This is a genomic window from Kitasatospora sp. NPDC058492 (assembly GCF_042720685.1).
Lineage (GTDB): Bacteria > Actinomycetota > Actinomycetes > Streptomycetales > Streptomycetaceae > Kitasatospora.
Genome location: NZ_JBHXMU010000018.1, coordinates 1 through 17,717, shown reverse-complemented (window position 1 = coordinate 17,717; position 17,717 = coordinate 1). Strand labels below are relative to the sequence as shown.

Sequence of the window (17,717 nt, the reverse complement as noted above, 5' to 3'; positions counted from 1 at the left end):
TGCTCCACCCATGGCTGAACTGGTGTTCTTCTCGGGCACGATGGACTGCGGCAAGTCGACGCTGGCGCTGCAGATGGACCACAACCACTCCGCCCGCGGCCGGCAGGGCCTCATCCTGACCCGCCACGACCGGGCCGGTGCGGCGACCATCTCCAGCCGGCTGGGCCTGCGGGCGGACGCGGTCGAGGTGACGGACGACTTCGACTTCCACGCGTACGTGGTGCACCGGCTCTCGGCGGGCGGCCGGGTGGACTACCTGATCTGCGACGAGGCGCAGTTCTTCGCCGCCGAGCAGGTCGACCAGTTGGCCCGGGTGGTGGACGAACTCGACATCGACGCCTACACGTTCGGGATCACCACGGACTTCCGCACCCGGCTGTTCCCCGGCTCCCAGCGGCTGATCGAGCTGGCCGACCGGGTGGAGGTGCTCCAGGTCGAGGCGCTGTGCTGGTGCGGTGCGCGGGCGACGCACAACGCCCGGACGGTGGGCGGGGTGATGGTGGTCGAGGGCGCCCAGGTGGTGGTCGGCGACATCTCGGTGAACGAGGACGAGGTCGGGTACGAGGTGCTCTGCCGCCGGCACCACCGCCGCCGGCTGACCGCCGCGACGGCCCGGGCCTCGGTGCTCTCCCCGGACGTGCTGCCCTTCGAGCAGCAGGTCTGAGTCCTGTCCTGGGCGCGCTAGCGGAGTTCCAGCACCGAGAAGTGCCCGCCCTGCGGGTCGGACAGCCGGGCGGCGCGGCCGCGGGCGGTGTCGTGCGGTGGGACCAGGACGCGGCCGCCGAGTCCGACGGCGTGCCGGGCGGTGGCGTCGGCGTCGCGGACGGCGAAGTGGACCCGCCAGCGGGGCGGATGGCCGCGCAGTTCGGCGCGGTGCCGGATGCCGGCGACCGGTTGCCCGTGCACGAGTAGCGCGGACTCGTCGTCGGCGTGCCGGACGGGGCGGTCGAGTACGGCGGTGTAGAAGGCGACGGCGCCGTCGGTGTCGGGGGTGAGCAGTTCGGTCCAGGCCGGTCCGCCGGGTTCGGGCCCGGCCTCCCGGCCGGTGTGCTCCTCGCCCTGCCAGAGGCCGAAGACGGCGCCGGAGACGTCGGCGGCGATGGCCATCCGCCCGGCGCGTTCGGCCTGGAGCGGCCCGACGGCCACGGTTCCGCCGCAGGAGCGCACCAGTTGGGCGGTGTGGTCGGCGTCGTCGACGGCGAAGTAGGTGGTCCACTGCACCGGGAAGCCGGTGGCGGTGGAGACGCCGAGGCCGGCGACCGGTGCCCCGTCGAGTTCGGCGCGGACGTAGGCGCCGAGCTGGCCGGGGCCCGGGGTGTAGGTCCAGCCGAGCAGGTCGGCGTAGAACGCGCGGGCGCCGGCCAGGTCGTCGGTCAGCAGGCTGACCCAGCAGGGGGTGCCCTGGGCCAGTCGGAGTTCCACCGCGGGCAATGCGGGCCTCCTCATGGGTGGTTGGCGCAATGGGTGGTTGGCGCACGGAAATCCTCGCGCGCGAGGGTGATGCTTCCACTCTGGCGCGCGTCGAACCCTCGGGCCGCGCGGAAATTCCGGCAAAGAGCGCACAAAGAGCGGCGGGGTGGCGGCGCTGCGCGACAATGGCCGCCATGACCACCTACAACGACGGTTCCCCGCTGATCTCCGCGGCCGGGCTGGCGCAGGCGCTCGCCTCCGCGCGCCCGCCGGTGCTGTTGGACGTGCGCTACCGGCTGGTCGGTGCCGCGCAGTCCGGCCCGACTGCCGTCGAGGAGTACCGGGCCGGGCACCTGCCCGGCGCCCGCTTCGTCGATCTGGACCGGGACCTCGCGGCCCCGCCGGGCGCCCCCGGCCGGGGCGGCCGCCACCCGCTGCCGGACCCGGAGGAGTTCGGCGCGGCGATGCGCCGCCTGGGGGTGGACTCCGACCGCCCGGTGGTGGTGTACGACGGCGCGGCCTCGCTGGCGGCGGCCCGCGCCTGGTGGCTGCTGCGCTGGGCCGGGCACCGGGACGTCCGGGTGCTGGACGGCGGTTACGCGGCCTGGTCGGCGGCCGGACTGCCGGTGACGGCGGAGGTTCCGGCGCCGGCGGAGGGTGATTTCAAGCCGGTCCCGGGGCAGTTGCCCGTGGTGGACGCGGACGGCGCGGCGGCCTGGGCGCGCGGTGCGCTGCTGCTGGACGCCCGGGCGGGGGACCGCTACCGGGGCGAGAGCGAGCCGGTGGACCCGCGCGCCGGGCACATCCCGGGCGCGGTGTCGGCGCCGACGGCCGAGAACGTGGCGGCCGACGGGCGGTTCAGGTCGGCCGCGGAGCTGACGGCGCGGTTCCGCGCGCTGGGCGCGGGTGAGCGGGAGACGGCGGTGTACTGCGGCTCGGGGGTGACGGCGGCGCACCAGATCCTGGCGCTGGAGGTGGCGGGCCTGTCGGCGACGCTGTACCCGGGGTCGTGGAGCGAGTGGTCGAGCGACGAGGCCCGCCCGGTGGCGGTGACCGACCAGCCGGGCTGAGTCCGGGCGTGCGTCAGGGGCGGGAGGCCCGGCCTCCCGCCCCTGACGTCAGGGCTGCTACTCCTGCTTCTTGCGCCGGCTGCCGAAGACGATCTCGTCCCAGCTGGGCACGGTGGCCCGGCGGCCGGGCCGGACGCCGTCCGCCTCGGCCTGGCGGTCGGTGGTGCCGACCAGGCGCTCGCGGTGCGGGGCGACGGCCCGCGGCATCAGGATGTCGGCGTAGGCCGAGCCCGCGCCGACCGCCGGTGCGGCGGCCGCGGCCGCCTCCTCGCTCTCCTCGGCGACCTCTGCGGGTACCGGTTCGATCGGGGCGGGGCCGACGGCGAGGTCGCCGCGGAAGGCGGGGACCACGTCGAGCAGGCTGGTCAGGGAGTCCCTGGACTCGGCGGTGGCCTCGCGGGACTCGCGGACTTCGCGGGCGGACATGATGCGGTCGGCGGAGGGCCGGTCGATCATCGGGCGGGGCGGCCGGTCCTGGGGGAGCCGGGCGATCCGCGGGATGAACGGGAAGACCGACTCCTCCTCGCGCTCGACGTTCTCGCCGATCAGCGCGCGGGCCTCGTCGTCGTTGGGCTGGACCAGGCGCCGGGGCGGGTCGTACGTCCAGGAGGCGCTGCGGCCCTCGTCGTCGGCACGGTAGGCGAGGATGACCTCCCAGGTGCCGTCGTCGCGCCGCCAGGAGTCCCAGCGTTCGGTGTCCTTCTCGGCGCCGCGCAGCGCGAGCCGCTCGGCGACGGCCTCGCCGAGCTGGGGCCCGGTGGATTCGCCGTTGCGGCGGATGGCGGTCTTGCGGGCGCGTTCGGCCATGAAGGCGCGCTCGGCGAGGACCGGACCCTCGAAGCGGCGGACCCGGTCGACGGAGATGCCGGCGGCCTGGGCGACCTCCTCGGCGGAGGCACCGGCTCGTATCCGGGCCTGGATGTCCCGGGGCCGCAGATGGCTCTCGACCTCGATCTCGATCTGGCCGAGGCGCGGACGATCCCCGCGGATGGCGGCGCGCAGCCGCTCGTCGATGGGAAGGGTGTACTCCGTGCTGTCGGCAGCCTTGAGCACCAGCCGTGTGCCGTCGTTGCTGACGGCCACAACCCGCAGTTCGGGCACGGTTACCTCCCGGGTGGTGCCTGCCGACGTCACCTGCGTCGCTGCTCCCGTACTGAGTGTGGCCTGCCCACTCGCGACTGGCCACAACCTTGCTGAGTTCCCCGGCGTGTCGGGCATACGCCCGGTCACGCCGCTGTGGCACGGTTGCCTTTTTGCCACGCCATCCGTCGACGTCGCGCCTGGGTGCCCCGGCCGTCCTCGCACGCGGAGTGTTCGCGACGGTCCGGGACGGGCGTCGCCGTGCGTGCCTGTTCCGTGGCTCTTCGTCAAGCTGCCGGTGTGGGCGCAGTCGACAAGTCGACCCAAGGCTCAGGCTTTACGAACAGTACTCCATTCGTGGCATCCGAAGGGGCGGCTCGCCGCTCAAGTCTCCCGCGATTCACGGGAATCTCAAGAGCGCATGCCCCCAACGGCGGACCACCGGCGGGTGAACGGTGATCATCTTCACATATATCGGGGCCGGAGAACCGCATTTTCGTCCCTTGTGTCCTTCTTTGGGCAAGATGGAGTGACTTGTTCGAGGAACAGTCGTACGGACCGAGGGATGTTGATGCCGGAGCGGAGCCCCGCCGAGGAGGGCGGCAAGAAGGAGCGCAAGCGGATCGATCTGAGTGTGGCTCAGGTCGCGGCGAGTGCGCTGGCCACGGTGGTGGGGGCGCTGTTCGCCTCCGAACTCGGCGTGTACGGAACGATCCTGGGTGCGGCGGTGGTCAGTGTCGGGGCCACCACCGGCGGTGCGGTGTTCCAGCACATCTTCCGGCGCACCGGCGAGCAGCTGCGTGAGGCGGTGGTGGACCGGGGGCCCGGCCACGCCGTGAACGGGCTGCGCCAGGTGCCGGAGCGCCCGGTGGAGCCGGCGCCGTCGGCGATCTCCTCGGAGTGGAACGAGCCGCAGGTGGTCCGGGCGCGTCGGCGGTGGACCTGGAAGACCTACGCGGCCGTGTCGGGGCTGGTGTTCGTGGTGGCGATGACGCCGATCCTGGCGTTCGAACTGGCCACCGGGCAGCCGGTGTCGGCGACGGTGAAGGGCGAGTCGGGCAACGGCACCTCCTTCGGCGGCGTGGTGAGCCCGAAGTCCCCCTCCCCGCGGGAGGCGCCGCCGGCGGAGCGGCCCTCCACCGGCGGCGGGCACGGCTCGGAGCCCTCGCCGTCCGGCGGTGCCTCGGCCCCGCCGACGACGCGGCCGAGCCGGGAGCCGAGTACGGGCCCGAGCACGAGCCCGAGCGGTGGGGCCGGTGGGCACGGCGGCGGTACGGCCTCGCCCTCGGCGGGCCCGAGCGCGACGCCGTCGGCCGGTTCGTCGCCGACCGCGGACGGCGGGAAGCCCTCCGGCACCTCCGGCGGGGCGAGCCCGCAGCCGCCGGTGCCGAGCAACGCCCCCGCCTCCGTGGCCCCGCCGCAGCCCGCGGCGCCGACCCAGGGCGCCACCCCGTGATCAGGCGCTGAGGACCCGGCGCAGGTAGTCGTTGCCGAACACGCGCTGCGGGTCGACCTCGTCGCGCAGGGCGGTGAAGTCGCCGAAGTGCGGGTAGGCGCCGGACAGGTACTCGGCGTCCCGGGTGTGCAGCTTGCCCCAGTGCGGGCGGCCCTGGTGGGCGCACATCAGCTGTTCGACGCCGGTGAAGTAGCCCTGGTCGGCGGTGCCCCGGTAGAGGTGGACGGCGATGTAGGCGCTGTCCCGTCCGGAGGCGGTGGAGAGCCAGAGGTCGTCGGCGGGGGCGAAGCGCACCTCCACCGGGAAGCCGACCTTCCAGTCGGAGCGCTCGACCAGGGCCTTCAGTTCGCGCAGCACCCCGGCGACGGCCGCGCGCGGCACCGCGTACTCCATCTCCACGAAGCGCACCTTGCGCGGGCTGGTGAACACCCGGTGCGCGGTGTCGGTGTAGCTGCGGTCGGACCAGGCGCGGCTGGCCAGCGAGGCGATGGCGGGGATGCTGGCGGGGAAGCGCCGGCCGACCCGGCAGGCGCCCTCCCAGACGGTGTTGGAGAGGAAGTCGTCCTCCAGCCACTCCTTGAACCGGGGCAGCGGGGCGGCCGGGCCCTGGCTGCGGTTGTTGCGCTTGGTGGCGCAGCGGTCGGTGTGCGGGAACCAGTAGAACTCGAAGTGCTCGTTGACCGCGGTGAGGTCGTCCAGCCGTTCCAGCACCTCGTCGAAGGCCATCGGCTGCTCGTGCGCGGTGAGCAGGAAGGCCGGCTCGACGGCGAAGGTCAGGGCGGTGATCACGCCGAGGGCGCCGAGGCCGAGCCGGGCGCCCTGGAAGAGCCGGGGGTGCTCGGTGGGGGAGCAGCGCCGGACGCTGCCGTCGGCGAGGACGATCTCCAGGGCGCGGATCTGCGCGGCGAGCGAGCCGGAGTCGCGGCCGGTGCCGTGGGTGCCGGTGCTGGTGGCGCCGGCCACGGTCTGCACCTCGATGTCGCCCATGTTGGTGAGGGAGAGGCCCTCGGCGGCGAGGATCCGGTTGAGCCGGGCGAGCGGGAGGCCGGACTCGACGGTGATGGTGCCGGCCTCGCGGTCGATCTCGCGGACGGCGGTGAGCGCGTGCGGGCGGAGCAGGACGCCGTCGCCGGCGGAGGCGATCGAGGTGAAGGAGTGGCCGGAGCCGACGGCCTTGACGGTGCGGCCCTGTTCGGCGGCGCGCAGGATCTCCTTGGCCAGTTCCTCCGCGGTGCCGGGGGTGGCGGCCCGGGCGGGCCGGGCGCTCTGGTTCCCGGCCCAGTTGGTCCACCGGGTGGGGGTCGCGGTACTGGCCTGGGGCATGGCGCCGCCTCCTGCTCCGTGGCCGACCGGGGTCGGCGCGGTCCGGGGCGGTGGGGGCCGCCCTACCCGCGGGTAGGCCCGCGGGTAGGGAGAGATTAGTCAGTTCACCGTTCGAGGTCTACGGTCTGTTCGGCCGCTTCGGCGGGCTCGTCGACGGCGAGTCCGGCGCGCAGCCGGCCCAGTCCGGCGAGCGCGGTGACCACGCCGAAGACCCCGGCGGTCAGGGGCACCCAGTAGCCCGCGGCGGAGCCGGCGGCGTCCACCACCCAGCCGCCGGCGGAGGAGCCGACGGCGACGCCGAGGGCGAGCCCGGTGGTCGTCCAGGTCATGCCCTCGGTCAGCTGGGCGGCCGGGACGAGCCGTTCGACCAGGGCCATCGCGGTGATCAGGGTGGGGGAGATGGCGATGCCCGCGATCAGCAGCGCGCCGCCGACCGCGATCAGCCCGCCGACTCCGCGCACCGACTCGGCGACCAGCAGCAGCGGCGCCATGCTGAGCGCCATGAACAGGACGCCGGCGAAGAAGCGGCCGGCCATCGAGCCGGTGAGCTTGAGGGTGCCGAACACCACGCCGGCCAGGCAGGAGCCGAGCGCCCACAGCGCGAGGATCACGCTGGCGATGGACTTGTGCCCCTGGGTTTCGGAGTAGGCGACGGTGACGACCTCGACCGAGCCGAAGATCGCGCCGGTGGCGACGAAGGTGAGGATCAGCACCTGGAGGCCGCGGTTGAGGATCACCGAGCCGCCGACGTGCCGGGCGCCCGGGTGGACCGGCGGTTCGGTGGCGCGCTGCCCGGCGAAGAGCAGGACGCCGACGGCGAGGAAGACCCCGGCGAGCAGGACGCCGGCCTCGGGGAAGACGGAGGTGGCCAGGCCGATGGAGAGGATCGGGCCGACGATGAAGCAGACCTCGTCGACGACGGCCTCGAAGGAGTACGCGGTGTGCAGCTTGGGGGCGTCGTCGCGGTACAGGTGGGCCCAGCGGGCGCGGACCATCGCGCCGGTGCTCGGCATGACGCCCATGCCGGCCGCGAAGACGAAGAGCGTCCAGTCCGGCGCCTTGAACCGGGCGCACAGCAGCAGGCCGACCACGGCGACGATGGTGAGCGCCATGGCCGGGACGATTATTCGGCGCTGCCCGTGCCGGTCCACCAGCCGGGAGACCTGCGGGCCGAGCAGCGCGGCGGAGATCGCCAGGGTCGCCGACACCAGGCCCGCCACCCCGTAGGAGCCTCTCAGCTGGGAGAGCATGGTCACGATGCCGATGCCGGTCATGGAGATCGGCAGTCGGGAGACGAAGCCGGTGGAGGAGAAGGCCAGACTGCCGGGGGAGGCGAATATCTGGCGGTAGCTGGACAGCACGGGAGCTCCGCGGGGGTAAGGAACGAGGCTGGCGAACACAGCTTACGTACCTTGGCAAACAGTATTTTCCGGACATCCTCGCAGCCCCGGCGGGGGTCTCCGGCCCCTCAATGGCAGGATCGGTGCCATGTCCGACGCGCGCAAACCCTCACCGTCCGGCGCCGCCCCGGCAGCACCGCAGCCGTACGACGCCCTGCTGCTGCTCTCCTTCGGCGGGCCCGAGGCCCCCGAGGACGTCGTCCCGTTCCTGGAGAACGTGACCCGGGGCCGCGGCATCCCCAAGGAGCGGCTGAAGGAGGTCGGCAAGCACTACTTCCTGTTCGGCGGGGTCAGCCCGATCAACGAGCAGAACCGCGAACTGCTCGCCGCGCTGCGCAAGGACTTCGCCGAGCACGGCCTGGACCTGCCGGTCTACTGGGGCAACCGGAACTGGGCGCCCTACCTGGTGGACACCCTGCGCGAACTGGCCGCCGACGGCCACCGCCGCGTCGCCGTCCTCGCCACCAGCGCCTACGCCGGCTTCTCGGGCTGCCGCCAGTACCGGGAGAACCTGGCCGACGCGCTGGCCGCCCTCGCCGCGGAGGGCCTGCCCGAGCTGCGGGTCGACAAGCTGCGGCACTTCTACAACCACCCCGGGTTCGTCGAGCCGATGGTCGACGCCACCCTGGCCGCCCTGGCGCGGCTGCCCGAGGACGTCCGGGCCGGCGCCCGGCTGGCGTTCACCACCCACTCCATCCCGGACGCCATGGCCGAGACCTCCGGCGCCCCGGACGACCCGGCCCGCGGCCGCCCCGGCGGCGCGTACGTCGCCCAGCACCTGGACGTCGCCCGGCTGATCGCCGAGGCCGTCGCCGAACGCACCGGCGTCGCGGACCGGCCCTGGGAGCTGGTGTTCCAGAGCCGCAGCGGCGCCCCGCACACGCCGTGGCTGGAACCGGACATCTGCGACCACCTGGAGGCCCAGCACGCCGACGGCGCGCCCGCCGTGGTGATGGTCCCGATCGGCTTCGTCTCCGACCACATGGAGGTCAAGTACGACCTCGACACCGAGGCCGTCGCCAAGGCCGCCGAACTCGGCCTGCCGGTGGCCCGCGCCGCCACCGTCGGCGCCGACCCACGCTTCACCGCCGCGGTGCGCGAACTGGTCCTGGAGCGGGCCGCCGCCGAGCGCGGCGAGCCGGTGACCCGCTGCGCCCTCGGCGCGCTCGGCCCCAGCCACGACGTGTGCGCGGTGGCCTGCTGCCCCAACCCGCGAGCCCCCCGCCCGGCCGCCGCCGAGCGCTGACCGCCCGTCCCGTTCCCCCCGGAGGAGAGACCCGTGCCCACCCCCGCCCTGCCCGACGACCGGCTCCTCGACGACCTGCTGGAGGTCGCCCTGGACGCGGCCCGGCAGGCCGGCGCCCTGCTGCGCGACGGCCGGCCCGCCGACCTCGGTGTGGCCGGCACCAAGAGCAGTCCGGTCGACGTGGTGACCGAGATGGACCTCGCTTCCGAGAAGCTCGTCCTGGAACTGATCACCGAGCGCCGCCCCGAGGACGGCTACCTCGGCGAGGAGGGCGCCGAGCGGCCCGGCACCAGCGGGGTGCGCTGGGTCGTCGACCCGCTCGACGGCACGGTCAACTACCTGTACGGGCTGCCCTCCTGGGCGGTCAGCGTGGCCGCCGAGCTGGACGGCCGGGCGGTCGTCGGCGTGGTGTACGCGCCGGCCCGCGGCGAGCTGTTCCACGCCGTCCTCGGGCGCGGCGCCCGGCTCGACGGCCGGCCGCTCTCCACCCGCCCGGCCCCGCCGTGGGGCCAGGCGCTGATCGGCACCGGCTTCAACTACGTCCAGTCGGTGCGGACCCGCCAGGCCGAGGTGCTGCTGTCCCTGATGCCCGAGGTGCGGGACATCCGCCGGGGCGGGGCCGCCGCGGTGGACCTGTGCGACGTCGCCGCCGGGCGGCTGGACGGCTACTACGAGCGGGGCCTCGCCCCCTGGGACCGCGCGGCCGGCTGCCTGATCGCCGCCGAGGCCGGGGCCCTGGTCGGCGGCCGCCCCGGGCACGGCCCGGACGGCGAGCTGACCGTGGCCGCCGCCCCGGGCGTGTACCAGCCGCTGCAGGAGCGGCTGGCCGCGCTGCGCGCCTGGGCGGACTGAGGACGCGTCCTCAGTCCTGGACAGCGAAGAGCCCTGGCATACGGGGGATGCCAGGGCCTGGGGTTTTCGCACGACCCCCGCAGGGCCGCTGGTGCCGGAGGTCCGGCGTCGGGTCGGAAGGTCGGGTGGATCAGGCGGCGGTGCGGTGGCGCTCCAGCACGGTGTCCACGCCGTGCTCGGCGGCGAGCCGGCGGAGGTCGTCCAGCTCGGACTGCTCCACCTCGGCGAGGAACTCGTCCCCGGCCTCGATCGCGCGGTGCAGATCCTGCTCGGCGTTGGCTATGCGCTGCAGGATTCCGGCCTTGAAGGCGTCCATACGGGCCCCCTTACTGTGTCGGACGTGCACGGTCGTACGTTCTCCGCCCCGAGGAGGTGTGGCCAGCGGCAGCGCCCCGTCCGGCAGGTCGTGGATCTCCGGTCGAGCGCGGAGACGGCCTTCGGCCGCTCCCGGTGACGTCCCAGCCCCAGGGCCGGCGCGGATGAACGCACGGCGGGTGGGTGCGATCGGCCAACAGCCAGATCGCGGGTGTGAAGCTGTCCTCCCCGCCGGGGAGATGGGGAAACCTTCCGGCCCGAGAAAGTTGCCTGTGTCACAGTCCAACCGGACTGGTCCCGACACGAACGGTCATCACCCGCTGCCAACGCTCCGTGCCTGGGCGGCAGCTTATCGCTGCTTTACCGGCGGACCAGGCAGGATGGAGGCACCGTCGGAGCCGCGCGTCCGCTTCCGGGGCCGGCCTGGAGAAGGGACAACGATCGTGCGGGTTCTCGTCGTCGAGGACGAGCAGTTGCTCGCCGAGGCTGTCGCCACCGGCCTGCGCCGCGAGGCGATGGCCGTCGACGTGGTGTACGACGGGGAGGCCGCGCTCCAGCGCATCGCGGTCAACGACTACGACGTCGTGGTCCTGGACCGCGACCTCCCGCTGGTCCACGGCGACGACGTCTGCCGCAAGGTGGTCGAACAGGGCCTGGCCACCCGGGTGATCATGCTGACCGCCTCCGGCGACATCAGCGACCGGGTCGAGGGCCTGGAGATCGGCGCGGACGACTACCTTCCGAAGCCGTTCGCCTTCAGCGAACTCGTCGCCCGGGTAAGGGCGCTGGGCCGCCGCGCGACCGTCCCGCTGCCCCCGGTGCTGGAGCGGGCCGGCATCTCGCTCGACCCGGGCCGCCGCGAGGTGATCCGCGAGGGCCGCACCGTCCAGCTCGCCCCCAAGGAGTTCGCCGTCCTGGAGGTGCTGATGCGGGCCGGCGGCGCCGTCGTCTCCGCCGAGCAGCTGCTGGAGAAGGCCTGGGACGAGCACACCGACCCGTTCACCAACGTCGTGCGCGTCACCGTGATGACGCTGCGCCGCAAGCTCGGCGACCCGCCGGTGATCGTCACCGTCCCGGGCTCCGGCTACCGGATCTGACCGGACCCGCCGGACCACCTGACCGGATCCGAGCGGACCGGACCGGATCCGTTCGCCGGGCCCGGTCGGACTCCACCCACCCCGCGCCCGCCCCGGCGGACGCCCCGAGAGGACCATCATGACCACCCCGCCCCCGGCCGGCGGGCCCTCCGGCGCGCCCGCCGGCGGCCCGCGCGCCGTACCGCCCAAGCCCCAGCACCCCCCGCGCGCGCCCCAGCCCGGTCGCTACACCCCCGGCGACGGCATGCTCGCCTGGCTGCCCTTCCGGCCGACCATCCGGATGCGGCTCACCCTGCTCTACGGCGGCATGTTCCTGATGGCCGGCGTGGTCCTGCTGCTGCTGATGTACGTGTTCTTCCAGGACGCCGTGAACAACCTGGCGCCGCGCACGTTCCAGTTCGACGGCAGCCTGCGGGTCAACGGCGTCCCGATGAACAGCGCGCAGTTCAACCAGGAGCAGGCCGGCGACTACCTGCTGCGCTCCAACTCGGCGCTCAACACCCTGCTGCGCAAGTCGCTCACGATGCTGGTCTGCCTCGCCGTGATCGCCTTCGCGGCCGGCTACGCGCTGGCCGGCCGGGTGCTGCGCCCGCTCGGCCGGATCACCCGCACCGCCCGCGACGTCGCCTCCTCCGACCTGCACCGGCGGATCGAGCTGGACGGGCCGGACGACGAGCTCAAGGAACTCGCCGACACCTTCGACGACATGCTGGACCGGCTGGACCGGTCCTTCGACTCCCAGCGCCGCTTCGTCGCCAACGCCTCGCACGAACTGCGCACCCCGCTGGCGATCAACCGCACCCTGCTGGAGGTCCAGCTCTCCGACCCGGCCGCCTCGCCCGACCTCCAGCAGCTCGGCAAGACCCTGCTGGCCACCAACGAGCGCAGCGAACAGCTGGTGGAGGGCCTGCTGCTGCTCGCCCGCAGCGAGAACGAGCTGACCGACCGCCGCCCGGTGGAGCTCTCCGAGGTGGCCACCCGCGCCCTGGAGCAGACCAGGGCCGAGGCGGACCGGCGCGAGGTCGAGCTGCGCTCCAAGCTCGCTCCGGCCGTGGTCGCGGGCAACGGCGTGCTGCTGGAGCGGCTGGCGCTCAACCTGCTGCAGAACGCCGTCCGGTACAACACCCCCGGCGGCTGGGTCGAGCTGGCCACCGCCGAGGTGCCCGGCGGCGGCGAGCTGGTGGTGTCCAACACCGGCCCGGTGGTGCCCGGCTACGAGCTGGAGCACATCTTCGAGCCGTTCCGCCGGGTCAAGGGCGCCGACCGCACCCGCAGCGACAAGGGGGTCGGGCTCGGCCTGTCCATCGTCCGCTCGGTGGTGCGCGCCCACGGTGGCACCATCGAGGCCACTGCGCGCGCCGGTGGCGGCCTCACCATGCGGGTCCGGATCCCCAACCCCTGACCCCGCCCGCCGGGCCCCTCCCGGCCCCGCCGTGCCCTCCCCGCCGCCGCGCTCCGTAAGCGACCGTTCACCGCCGCCCCCGTCAGGCCCGTCAAGACGACATAAGGCCTGGCGGGGGCGGCTTGTCATTTCCTGCCCGAGCAACTTACGGTGTCGTAACCTACGGAACCGTAAGTGCGTCCGCAGACGTGCCCGCCCAACGCGCCCGTCCCGCGCGTGCCGTCCCCCAGGAGCAAGACCGTGACCATCGCCCCTGTGCAGAGCAGCGCCTCCCTCGGATCGACCGGCTGGACCGACGCCCGGCTGATCCTGGCCCTCGAAGAGGTCGTGGAGAAGGAGCTCAACCGCCACCTCGCCGTGGCCAAGGAGTGGATGCCGCACGAGTTCGTGCCGTGGAGCCAGGGCCGCGACTTCGACGGCGTGCTGGGCGGCGACGCCTGGGCCGTCGAGCAGTCCCACGTGACGCCGCTCGGACGGGTGTCGCTGGTGGTGAACCTGCTGACCGAGGACAACCTCCCCAGCTACCACCACGAGATCGCCAGCATGTTCGGCCGCGAGGGCGCCTGGGGCACCTGGGTGCACCGCTGGACCGCCGAGGAGGGCCGGCACGGGATAGCCATTCGCGACTTCCTGCTCGCCACCCGGGCCGTCGACCCGGTGGAGCTGGAGCGGGCCCGGATGAGCCACATGTCCGAGGGCTTCGAGTCCGACAACGCGCACAGCATGCTGCAGTCCGTCGCGTACGTGGCCTTCCAGGAGCTCGCCACCCGCATCTCGCACCGCAACACCGGCAAGTACGCCGGCGACCCGCTCTGCGACCAGCTGCTGGCGAAGATCGCCAACGACGAGAACCTCCACATGGTCTTCTACCGGAACCTGCTGAAGGCCGCCCTGGAGATCGCCCCCGACCAGGCCATGCGGGCCGTGGCCGACGTGGTCACCGACTTCCGGATGCCCGGCCACGGCATCCCCGGCTTCGAGCGGGCCGCCGCGCAGATCGCCCTCGGCGGGGTCTACAACCTGCGCATCCACCACGACGACGTGCTGCAGCCGGTGCTGCGCCACCTGCGCGTGATGGAGATCGGCGGCCTCGGCCCGGAGGGCCAGCTGGCGCAGAACGAGCTCGGCGTCTTCCTGGACGGGCTGGACGGCCAGGCGCGCAAGTTCGAGGAGCGCCAGGCCGCGATCCTGGCCCGCCGGGCAGCGCGCAGGAGCGCAGACTAGGGTGTTCGGCGGAGCAGTCGAAGTGGGTGGATTTTCCGTGGTTTGCCCTGGAAGATTCTGAACGTGACCAAGCTCACATCGTGTCGCTCCGTGACTTCACTCGACCTCGGAGAGTGATCGTCCGAGCTGGGGTGCCGATCGCAGTCCGTGACCGGATTTCGGGTCAGTACCCGGCCGGATGATTGGTCGGCACCCCAGGTGGGCAAGGGAATGGACGAGCGTCAGCGCGGCCCGTGCTCACTGTGAGTGGCCGCCGAGCGGATGCTGGAGGAGGCTGGCGATGGCCCAGCGTGAGGCCTCCCGCAGCCTGGTGGATCACCCCAACGGACCCCTGGCTGAGTGTCGATTGAGTAACAGGGCTTGAAGTAAGGCAAAATCTCCGCCTCGGGTCGGGCACAAGACCGACCCCCCATGCGTTACGTGCGCTGGAGATACCGCACACACCGCACAAACCCGGAGGGGGAGAGCGAACAATGGCAACGGACTACGACACCCCACGCAAGACCGACGACGAGCTCAACGAAGACAGCATCGAGGAACTCAAGGCTCGGCGGAACGACAAGGGCGGCGGCTCTGTCGACGTCGACGAGTTCGACGCGGCCGAGGGCATGGAGCTCCCGGGCGCAGACCTCTCGAACGAGGAGCTCGCGGTCCGGGTGCTGCCGAAGCAGGCCGACGAGTTCACCTGCATGAGCTGCTTCCTGGTGCACCACCGCAGTCAGCTGTACAGCGAGAAGAACGGCAACCCGATCTGCCGGGACTGCGGCGCCTGAGCACCGCGGCGGACAGGGCCCGGCACCCGCGGCTTCCGCGGGGCCGGCACAGCGCCCCTTCCGGCCCCGGGCAGCGGGGCCGGACGGCAGGTCCGGGAGTCGTCCTGACGGACGGCACCGGGAGGACGGAGTCGGCCATGAGCACGTCGGCCGGCACAAAGTCGTAGGGACGGTCCCGCATCAGCGGAACCGTCCCTCTCCGTTTTTCGGGCCTGTGCGCGTCCGGGGCTGCCCCCGGGCGTGCGCGGGTCCCTCCGCCAGGTGCTGTCCGGCAGGATCGGCCGGAGAGCCCCTAGGTGCGGGCGCCGCGACGGGCCTCCTCCAGCGCCTCCGCCAGCTTCATCGGCGAGCGGGTCGACAGGTAGAGGTAGGGCGTCGGGTCGGACGGGTCGGTCACCTCGATCCGCAGCGCCGTCGGGACGTAGCTGCGCAGCAGCATGAAGGCGCGCGGGTTGGCCTTCGGCCCGCGCCAGGCCACCGCCTCGGCGGGGCTCAGCGGGTGCGCGGTGCCCAGGGCGTCCACCGGGATCCGGGCCGGCCCGGCCACCAGTGAGCCCTGCACCACGCGGATCCGGACCGAGCCGTAGCTGCTGATCGCGACCGCGCCGGCGGCGATGCCGACCACCAGCCCGACCAGCGCGGCCAGACCGCCGACCCGCAGCAGGATCAGGGCGAGCGTGAGCCCGGTCGCGACCGGGAGCAGCCACCAGGAGCGCGGCACCGTGAGGCGTTCGTCGTACATGCCCCCATTGTGGGCGCCCTGACGCCGGCACCGGGACGCCACCCCCACCGGCCGCGCGCCTACCCCTGGGTAGGCTGGGGCCCCGTGACCGGTTCGACCACCCCCACCGCCCCCGCCGACCGGCCGGCGCCCGCGCTGCCGCCGTCCCCGACCACCCCGCCGCCGGACGCCGTACTGCCGCCGCGCGCCCCCGAGGCGCCCGCCCCCGGCACCCGGCTCGGCTCCCACTACGAGCACTGCTTCGGCTGCGGACCGCAACACCCCGGCGGGCTGCGGATCGACGCGGTCGCCGGCGAGGGACTCGACGTCACCGCCGAGTTCGCCGTCCGGGACGTCCACCAGGGCGGCCCGGGCCTGGCCCACGGCGGAGTGCTGACCACCGCCATGGACGAGACCCTCGGCACGCTCAACTGGCTGCTGCACGCCCCCGCCGTCACCGGCCGGCTGGAGACCGACTTCCTCTGCCCCGTCCCGGTCGACTCGGTGCTGCACCTGCGCGCCTGGGTCACCGGCGTCCACGGCCGCAAGATCTACAGCGCCGCCGAGGCGCGCATCGGCGGCCCCGACGGACCGGTCGCGGTGCAGGCGCAGGCGCTCTTCATCCAGGTGAAGCTGGAACACTTCACCACGCACGGTCGTCCCGAGGACATCGAGAAGGTCCTCGACGACCCGGATCTGATGAAGCGCGCACGAGCCTTTGAGGTGAACCCTTGAGCAACACCCCCCGCCCGCCGCTGGACGTCCTGATCAGGCGCATCGACCCCGAGTTGCCGCTGCCCGCCTACGCGCAGCCCGGCGACGCGGGAGCCGATCTGCGCACCGCCGTGGACGCCGAGCTGGCCCCCGGTGAGCGGGCCGTCCTGCCCACCGGCATCGCGATCGCCCTCCCGGACGGCTACGCGGCCTTCGTCCACCCCCGGTCCGGGCTGGCAGCTCGTTGCGGAGTTGCCCTCGTGAACGCCCCGGGGACGGTCGATGCCGGGTACCGTGGAGAGATCAAGGTGATCGTCGTCAATCTGGACCCGCGCGAGGGGGTCAGCTTCCGCCGAGGGGACCGGATCGCCCAGCTGGTGATCCAGCAGGTCGAGAAGGCCCGTTTCCACGAGGTGGCCGAGCTGCCTGGGTCGGCACGTGCCGAGGGCGGGTTCGGGTCGACCGGCGGCCACGCCGCGGTCTAGCATTCCCGCGGCCTCGCAGGAAGCCGAGCAGGTATTCGCATCGGTCTTGGACCGGGAAGGACAGTGACCGTGTTCCGTCGTCGCCAGAAGAGCGAGGACGCTGTCGAGCAGCTCGCCGACGACGCCATCAGCGCCGACGAGACGGCCGATGACGTCGAAGGTTCCGCCGAGAGCGAGAACGTGACCGAGCTGGACCCGTCCGACAAGGTCGGCCTGCCGCCGGCCCCGCGGCCGGACGGTCCGTGGGACCACTCCGAGCTGGAGAACCCCGAGGAGGGGCGGGTGGACCTCGGGGGTCTGCTGGTCCCCGGTGTCGAGGGCATGGAGCTGCGGGTGGAGGTCGCCGGTGACGCGATCGTCGCCGCGACCCTGGTCCTCGGCAACAGCGCCATCCAGCTGCAGGCCTTCGCCGCTCCCAAGTCGGAGGGCATCTGGGGGGAGGTCCGCGAGGAGATCGCCAACGGCATCACCGCGCAGGGCGGCCTCATCGAGGAGGAGGAGGGCCCGCTCGGCTGGCACCTCCGCGCGCAGGTTCCGGTGCAGCTGCCGGACGGTACCCAGGGCGTACAGCTGGTGCGCTTCGTCGGTTGCGACGGCCCGCGCTGGTTCCTGCGCGGTGTGATCTCGGGCCAGGCCGCCGTGCAGCCGGAAATGGCCGGGATCCTGGAGCAGGTCTTCCAGCAGACGGTCGTCGTCCGGGGCGAGAGCCCGATGGCGCCCCGCGACCCGATCGTGCTGAAGCTCCCCGAGGACGCCCAGATGGTCGCCGACGGCGGCGGTGCGGCTGCGGCTGCGGCCGGCGAGGGCGACAACCGTTTCGGCGGCGCGGCCCTCGACCCGTTCGCCCGCGGTCCGGAGATCACCGAGGTCCGCTGACCTGGTCCGTGTCGCACTGATCGCCCCTGCCCGGGACCCCGGGCGGGGGCGATTTGCATGTGGCGGGCCTGTCCCCGTACAGTTCCGGAGTCGCCGCGAGAGAGCGGGGGCAAGCGGAAAGCAAATTCCGATGAATGAAACTCCGGAAAACGGAGCGGAAAACATCTGATAAGCTTGAAACACGAAAGAACGAAGCGCCCGGAGGGCCCGCTGGAAGGCGGTCCGAAGGAAGTGTCCGTTCCTTGAGAACTCAACAGCGTGCCAAAAGTCAAC

General features: G+C 73.1%; 17 protein-coding genes and 1 pseudogene. 12 read left to right on the top strand and 6 right to left on the bottom strand.

What is annotated here, in order from left to right:
- Positions 1 to 10 precede the first annotated feature (10 nt).
- On the top strand, positions 11 to 664 hold the full coding sequence (locus tag ACFWPI_RS14380; protein ID WP_063349376.1) for a thymidine kinase: 654 nt from the start codon (positions 11 to 13) through the stop codon (positions 662 to 664).
- A gap of 17 nt (positions 665 to 681) precedes the next feature.
- On the opposite strand, the gene ACFWPI_RS14375 is transcribed toward ACFWPI_RS14380, so the two are convergent.
- Positions 682 to 1,422: a VOC family protein gene (locus tag ACFWPI_RS14375; RefSeq protein ID WP_347878564.1), complete on the bottom strand. Its 741-nt coding sequence runs from the start codon at positions 1,420 to 1,422 to the stop codon at positions 682 to 684.
- Between the two features lie 182 nt (positions 1,423 to 1,604).
- On the opposite strand from ACFWPI_RS14375, the gene ACFWPI_RS14370 reads away from it, so the two are divergent.
- Entirely contained in the window at positions 1,605 to 2,480 is an 876-nt protein-coding gene (locus ACFWPI_RS14370) for a sulfurtransferase (RefSeq protein ID WP_380375594.1), read from the top strand.
- A 57-nt stretch (positions 2,481 to 2,537) separates the two neighbouring features.
- Here the strand turns inward: ACFWPI_RS14370 and sepH are convergent, their stop codons facing one another.
- The gene (gene sepH / locus ACFWPI_RS14365; protein WP_079135886.1) at positions 2,538 to 3,614 is read right to left on the bottom strand and encodes a septation protein SepH; all 1,077 of its coding nucleotides are present in this window, start codon (positions 3,612 to 3,614) and stop codon (positions 2,538 to 2,540) included.
- Between the two features lie 517 nt (positions 3,615 to 4,131).
- Between sepH and ACFWPI_RS14360 the strand changes: the two genes are divergently transcribed.
- Entirely contained in the window at positions 4,132 to 5,016 is an 885-nt protein-coding gene (locus tag ACFWPI_RS14360) for a hypothetical protein (RefSeq protein ID WP_380375592.1), read from the top strand.
- Here ACFWPI_RS14360 and ACFWPI_RS14355 read toward each other — a convergent pair whose 3' ends face one another.
- Positions 5,017 to 6,339 carry a D-arabinono-1,4-lactone oxidase gene (locus ACFWPI_RS14355; RefSeq protein ID WP_380375590.1) on the bottom strand — a complete coding sequence of 441 codons (1,323 nt, stop codon included), beginning with the start codon at positions 6,337 to 6,339 and terminating at the stop codon, positions 5,017 to 5,019.
- Positions 6,340 to 6,443: 104 nt separating this feature from the next.
- Positions 6,444 to 7,700: an MFS transporter gene (locus ACFWPI_RS14350; RefSeq protein ID WP_380336321.1), complete on the bottom strand. Its 1,257-nt coding sequence runs from the start codon at positions 7,698 to 7,700 to the stop codon at positions 6,444 to 6,446.
- Between the two features lie 127 nt (positions 7,701 to 7,827).
- On the opposite strand from ACFWPI_RS14350, the gene ACFWPI_RS14345 reads away from it, so the two are divergent.
- Positions 7,828 to 8,985 carry a ferrochelatase gene (locus ACFWPI_RS14345; RefSeq protein WP_063349382.1) on the top strand — a complete coding sequence of 386 codons (1,158 nt, stop codon included), beginning with the start codon at positions 7,828 to 7,830 and terminating at the stop codon, positions 8,983 to 8,985.
- A gap of 33 nt (positions 8,986 to 9,018) precedes the next feature.
- Positions 9,019 to 9,837, top strand: a complete 819-nt coding sequence (locus ACFWPI_RS14340; RefSeq protein WP_063349383.1) for an inositol monophosphatase family protein — start codon at positions 9,019 to 9,021, stop codon at positions 9,835 to 9,837.
- A gap of 130 nt (positions 9,838 to 9,967) precedes the next feature.
- Here ACFWPI_RS14340 and ACFWPI_RS14335 read toward each other — a convergent pair whose 3' ends face one another.
- A complete protein-coding gene (locus ACFWPI_RS14335) occupies positions 9,968 to 10,153 on the bottom strand; it encodes a hypothetical protein (RefSeq protein ID WP_030057688.1) in 186 nt (61 codons plus the stop codon).
- 442 nt (positions 10,154 to 10,595) lie between these two features.
- Between ACFWPI_RS14335 and ACFWPI_RS14330 the strand changes: the two genes are divergently transcribed.
- The 4 genes from ACFWPI_RS14330 to ACFWPI_RS14315 all read left to right on the top strand — a co-directional run bounded on the left by ACFWPI_RS14330 (position 10,596) and on the right by ACFWPI_RS14315 (position 14,648).
- Positions 10,596 to 11,249 carry a response regulator transcription factor gene (locus ACFWPI_RS14330; RefSeq protein WP_063349384.1) on the top strand — a complete coding sequence of 218 codons (654 nt, stop codon included), beginning with the start codon at positions 10,596 to 10,598 and terminating at the stop codon, positions 11,247 to 11,249.
- A gap of 118 nt (positions 11,250 to 11,367) precedes the next feature.
- Positions 11,368 to 12,651: a cell wall metabolism sensor histidine kinase WalK gene (locus ACFWPI_RS14325; RefSeq protein WP_063349385.1), complete on the top strand. Its 1,284-nt coding sequence runs from the start codon at positions 11,368 to 11,370 to the stop codon at positions 12,649 to 12,651.
- 240 nt (positions 12,652 to 12,891) lie between these two features.
- Positions 12,892 to 13,875, top strand: coding sequence for an acyl-ACP desaturase (locus ACFWPI_RS14320; RefSeq protein WP_380375589.1), 984 nt, complete (start codon positions 12,892 to 12,894; stop codon positions 13,873 to 13,875).
- A gap of 473 nt (positions 13,876 to 14,348) precedes the next feature.
- Positions 14,349 to 14,648, top strand: coding sequence for a DUF4193 domain-containing protein (locus ACFWPI_RS14315; protein WP_030057692.1), 300 nt, complete (start codon positions 14,349 to 14,351; stop codon positions 14,646 to 14,648).
- A 292-nt stretch (positions 14,649 to 14,940) separates the two neighbouring features.
- Here the strand turns inward: ACFWPI_RS14315 and ACFWPI_RS14310 are convergent, their stop codons facing one another.
- Positions 14,941 to 15,390 (bottom strand): DUF3093 domain-containing protein, encoded by a 450-nt coding sequence (locus ACFWPI_RS14310; protein WP_063349387.1) that lies wholly within the window; start codon positions 15,388 to 15,390, stop codon positions 14,941 to 14,943.
- Between the two features lie 135 nt (positions 15,391 to 15,525).
- On the opposite strand from ACFWPI_RS14310, the gene ACFWPI_RS14305 reads away from it, so the two are divergent.
- The 3 genes and pseudogenes from ACFWPI_RS14305 (at position 15,526) to ACFWPI_RS14295 (ending at position 17,444) form a co-directional block, all read left to right on the top strand.
- A complete protein-coding gene (locus ACFWPI_RS14305; RefSeq protein ID WP_380375617.1) occupies positions 15,526 to 16,104 on the top strand; it encodes a PaaI family thioesterase in 579 nt (192 codons plus the stop codon).
- Positions 16,101 to 16,635: pseudogene (dut, locus tag ACFWPI_RS14300) on the top strand (dUTP diphosphatase). The gene ACFWPI_RS14305 and the pseudogene dut overlap by 4 nt, the downstream one beginning before the upstream one ends.
- 2 nt (positions 16,636 to 16,637) lie before the next feature.
- Positions 16,638 to 17,444, top strand: coding sequence for a DUF3710 domain-containing protein (locus ACFWPI_RS14295; protein ID WP_363374242.1), 807 nt, complete (start codon positions 16,638 to 16,640; stop codon positions 17,442 to 17,444).
- Positions 17,445 to 17,717 lie beyond the last annotated feature (273 nt).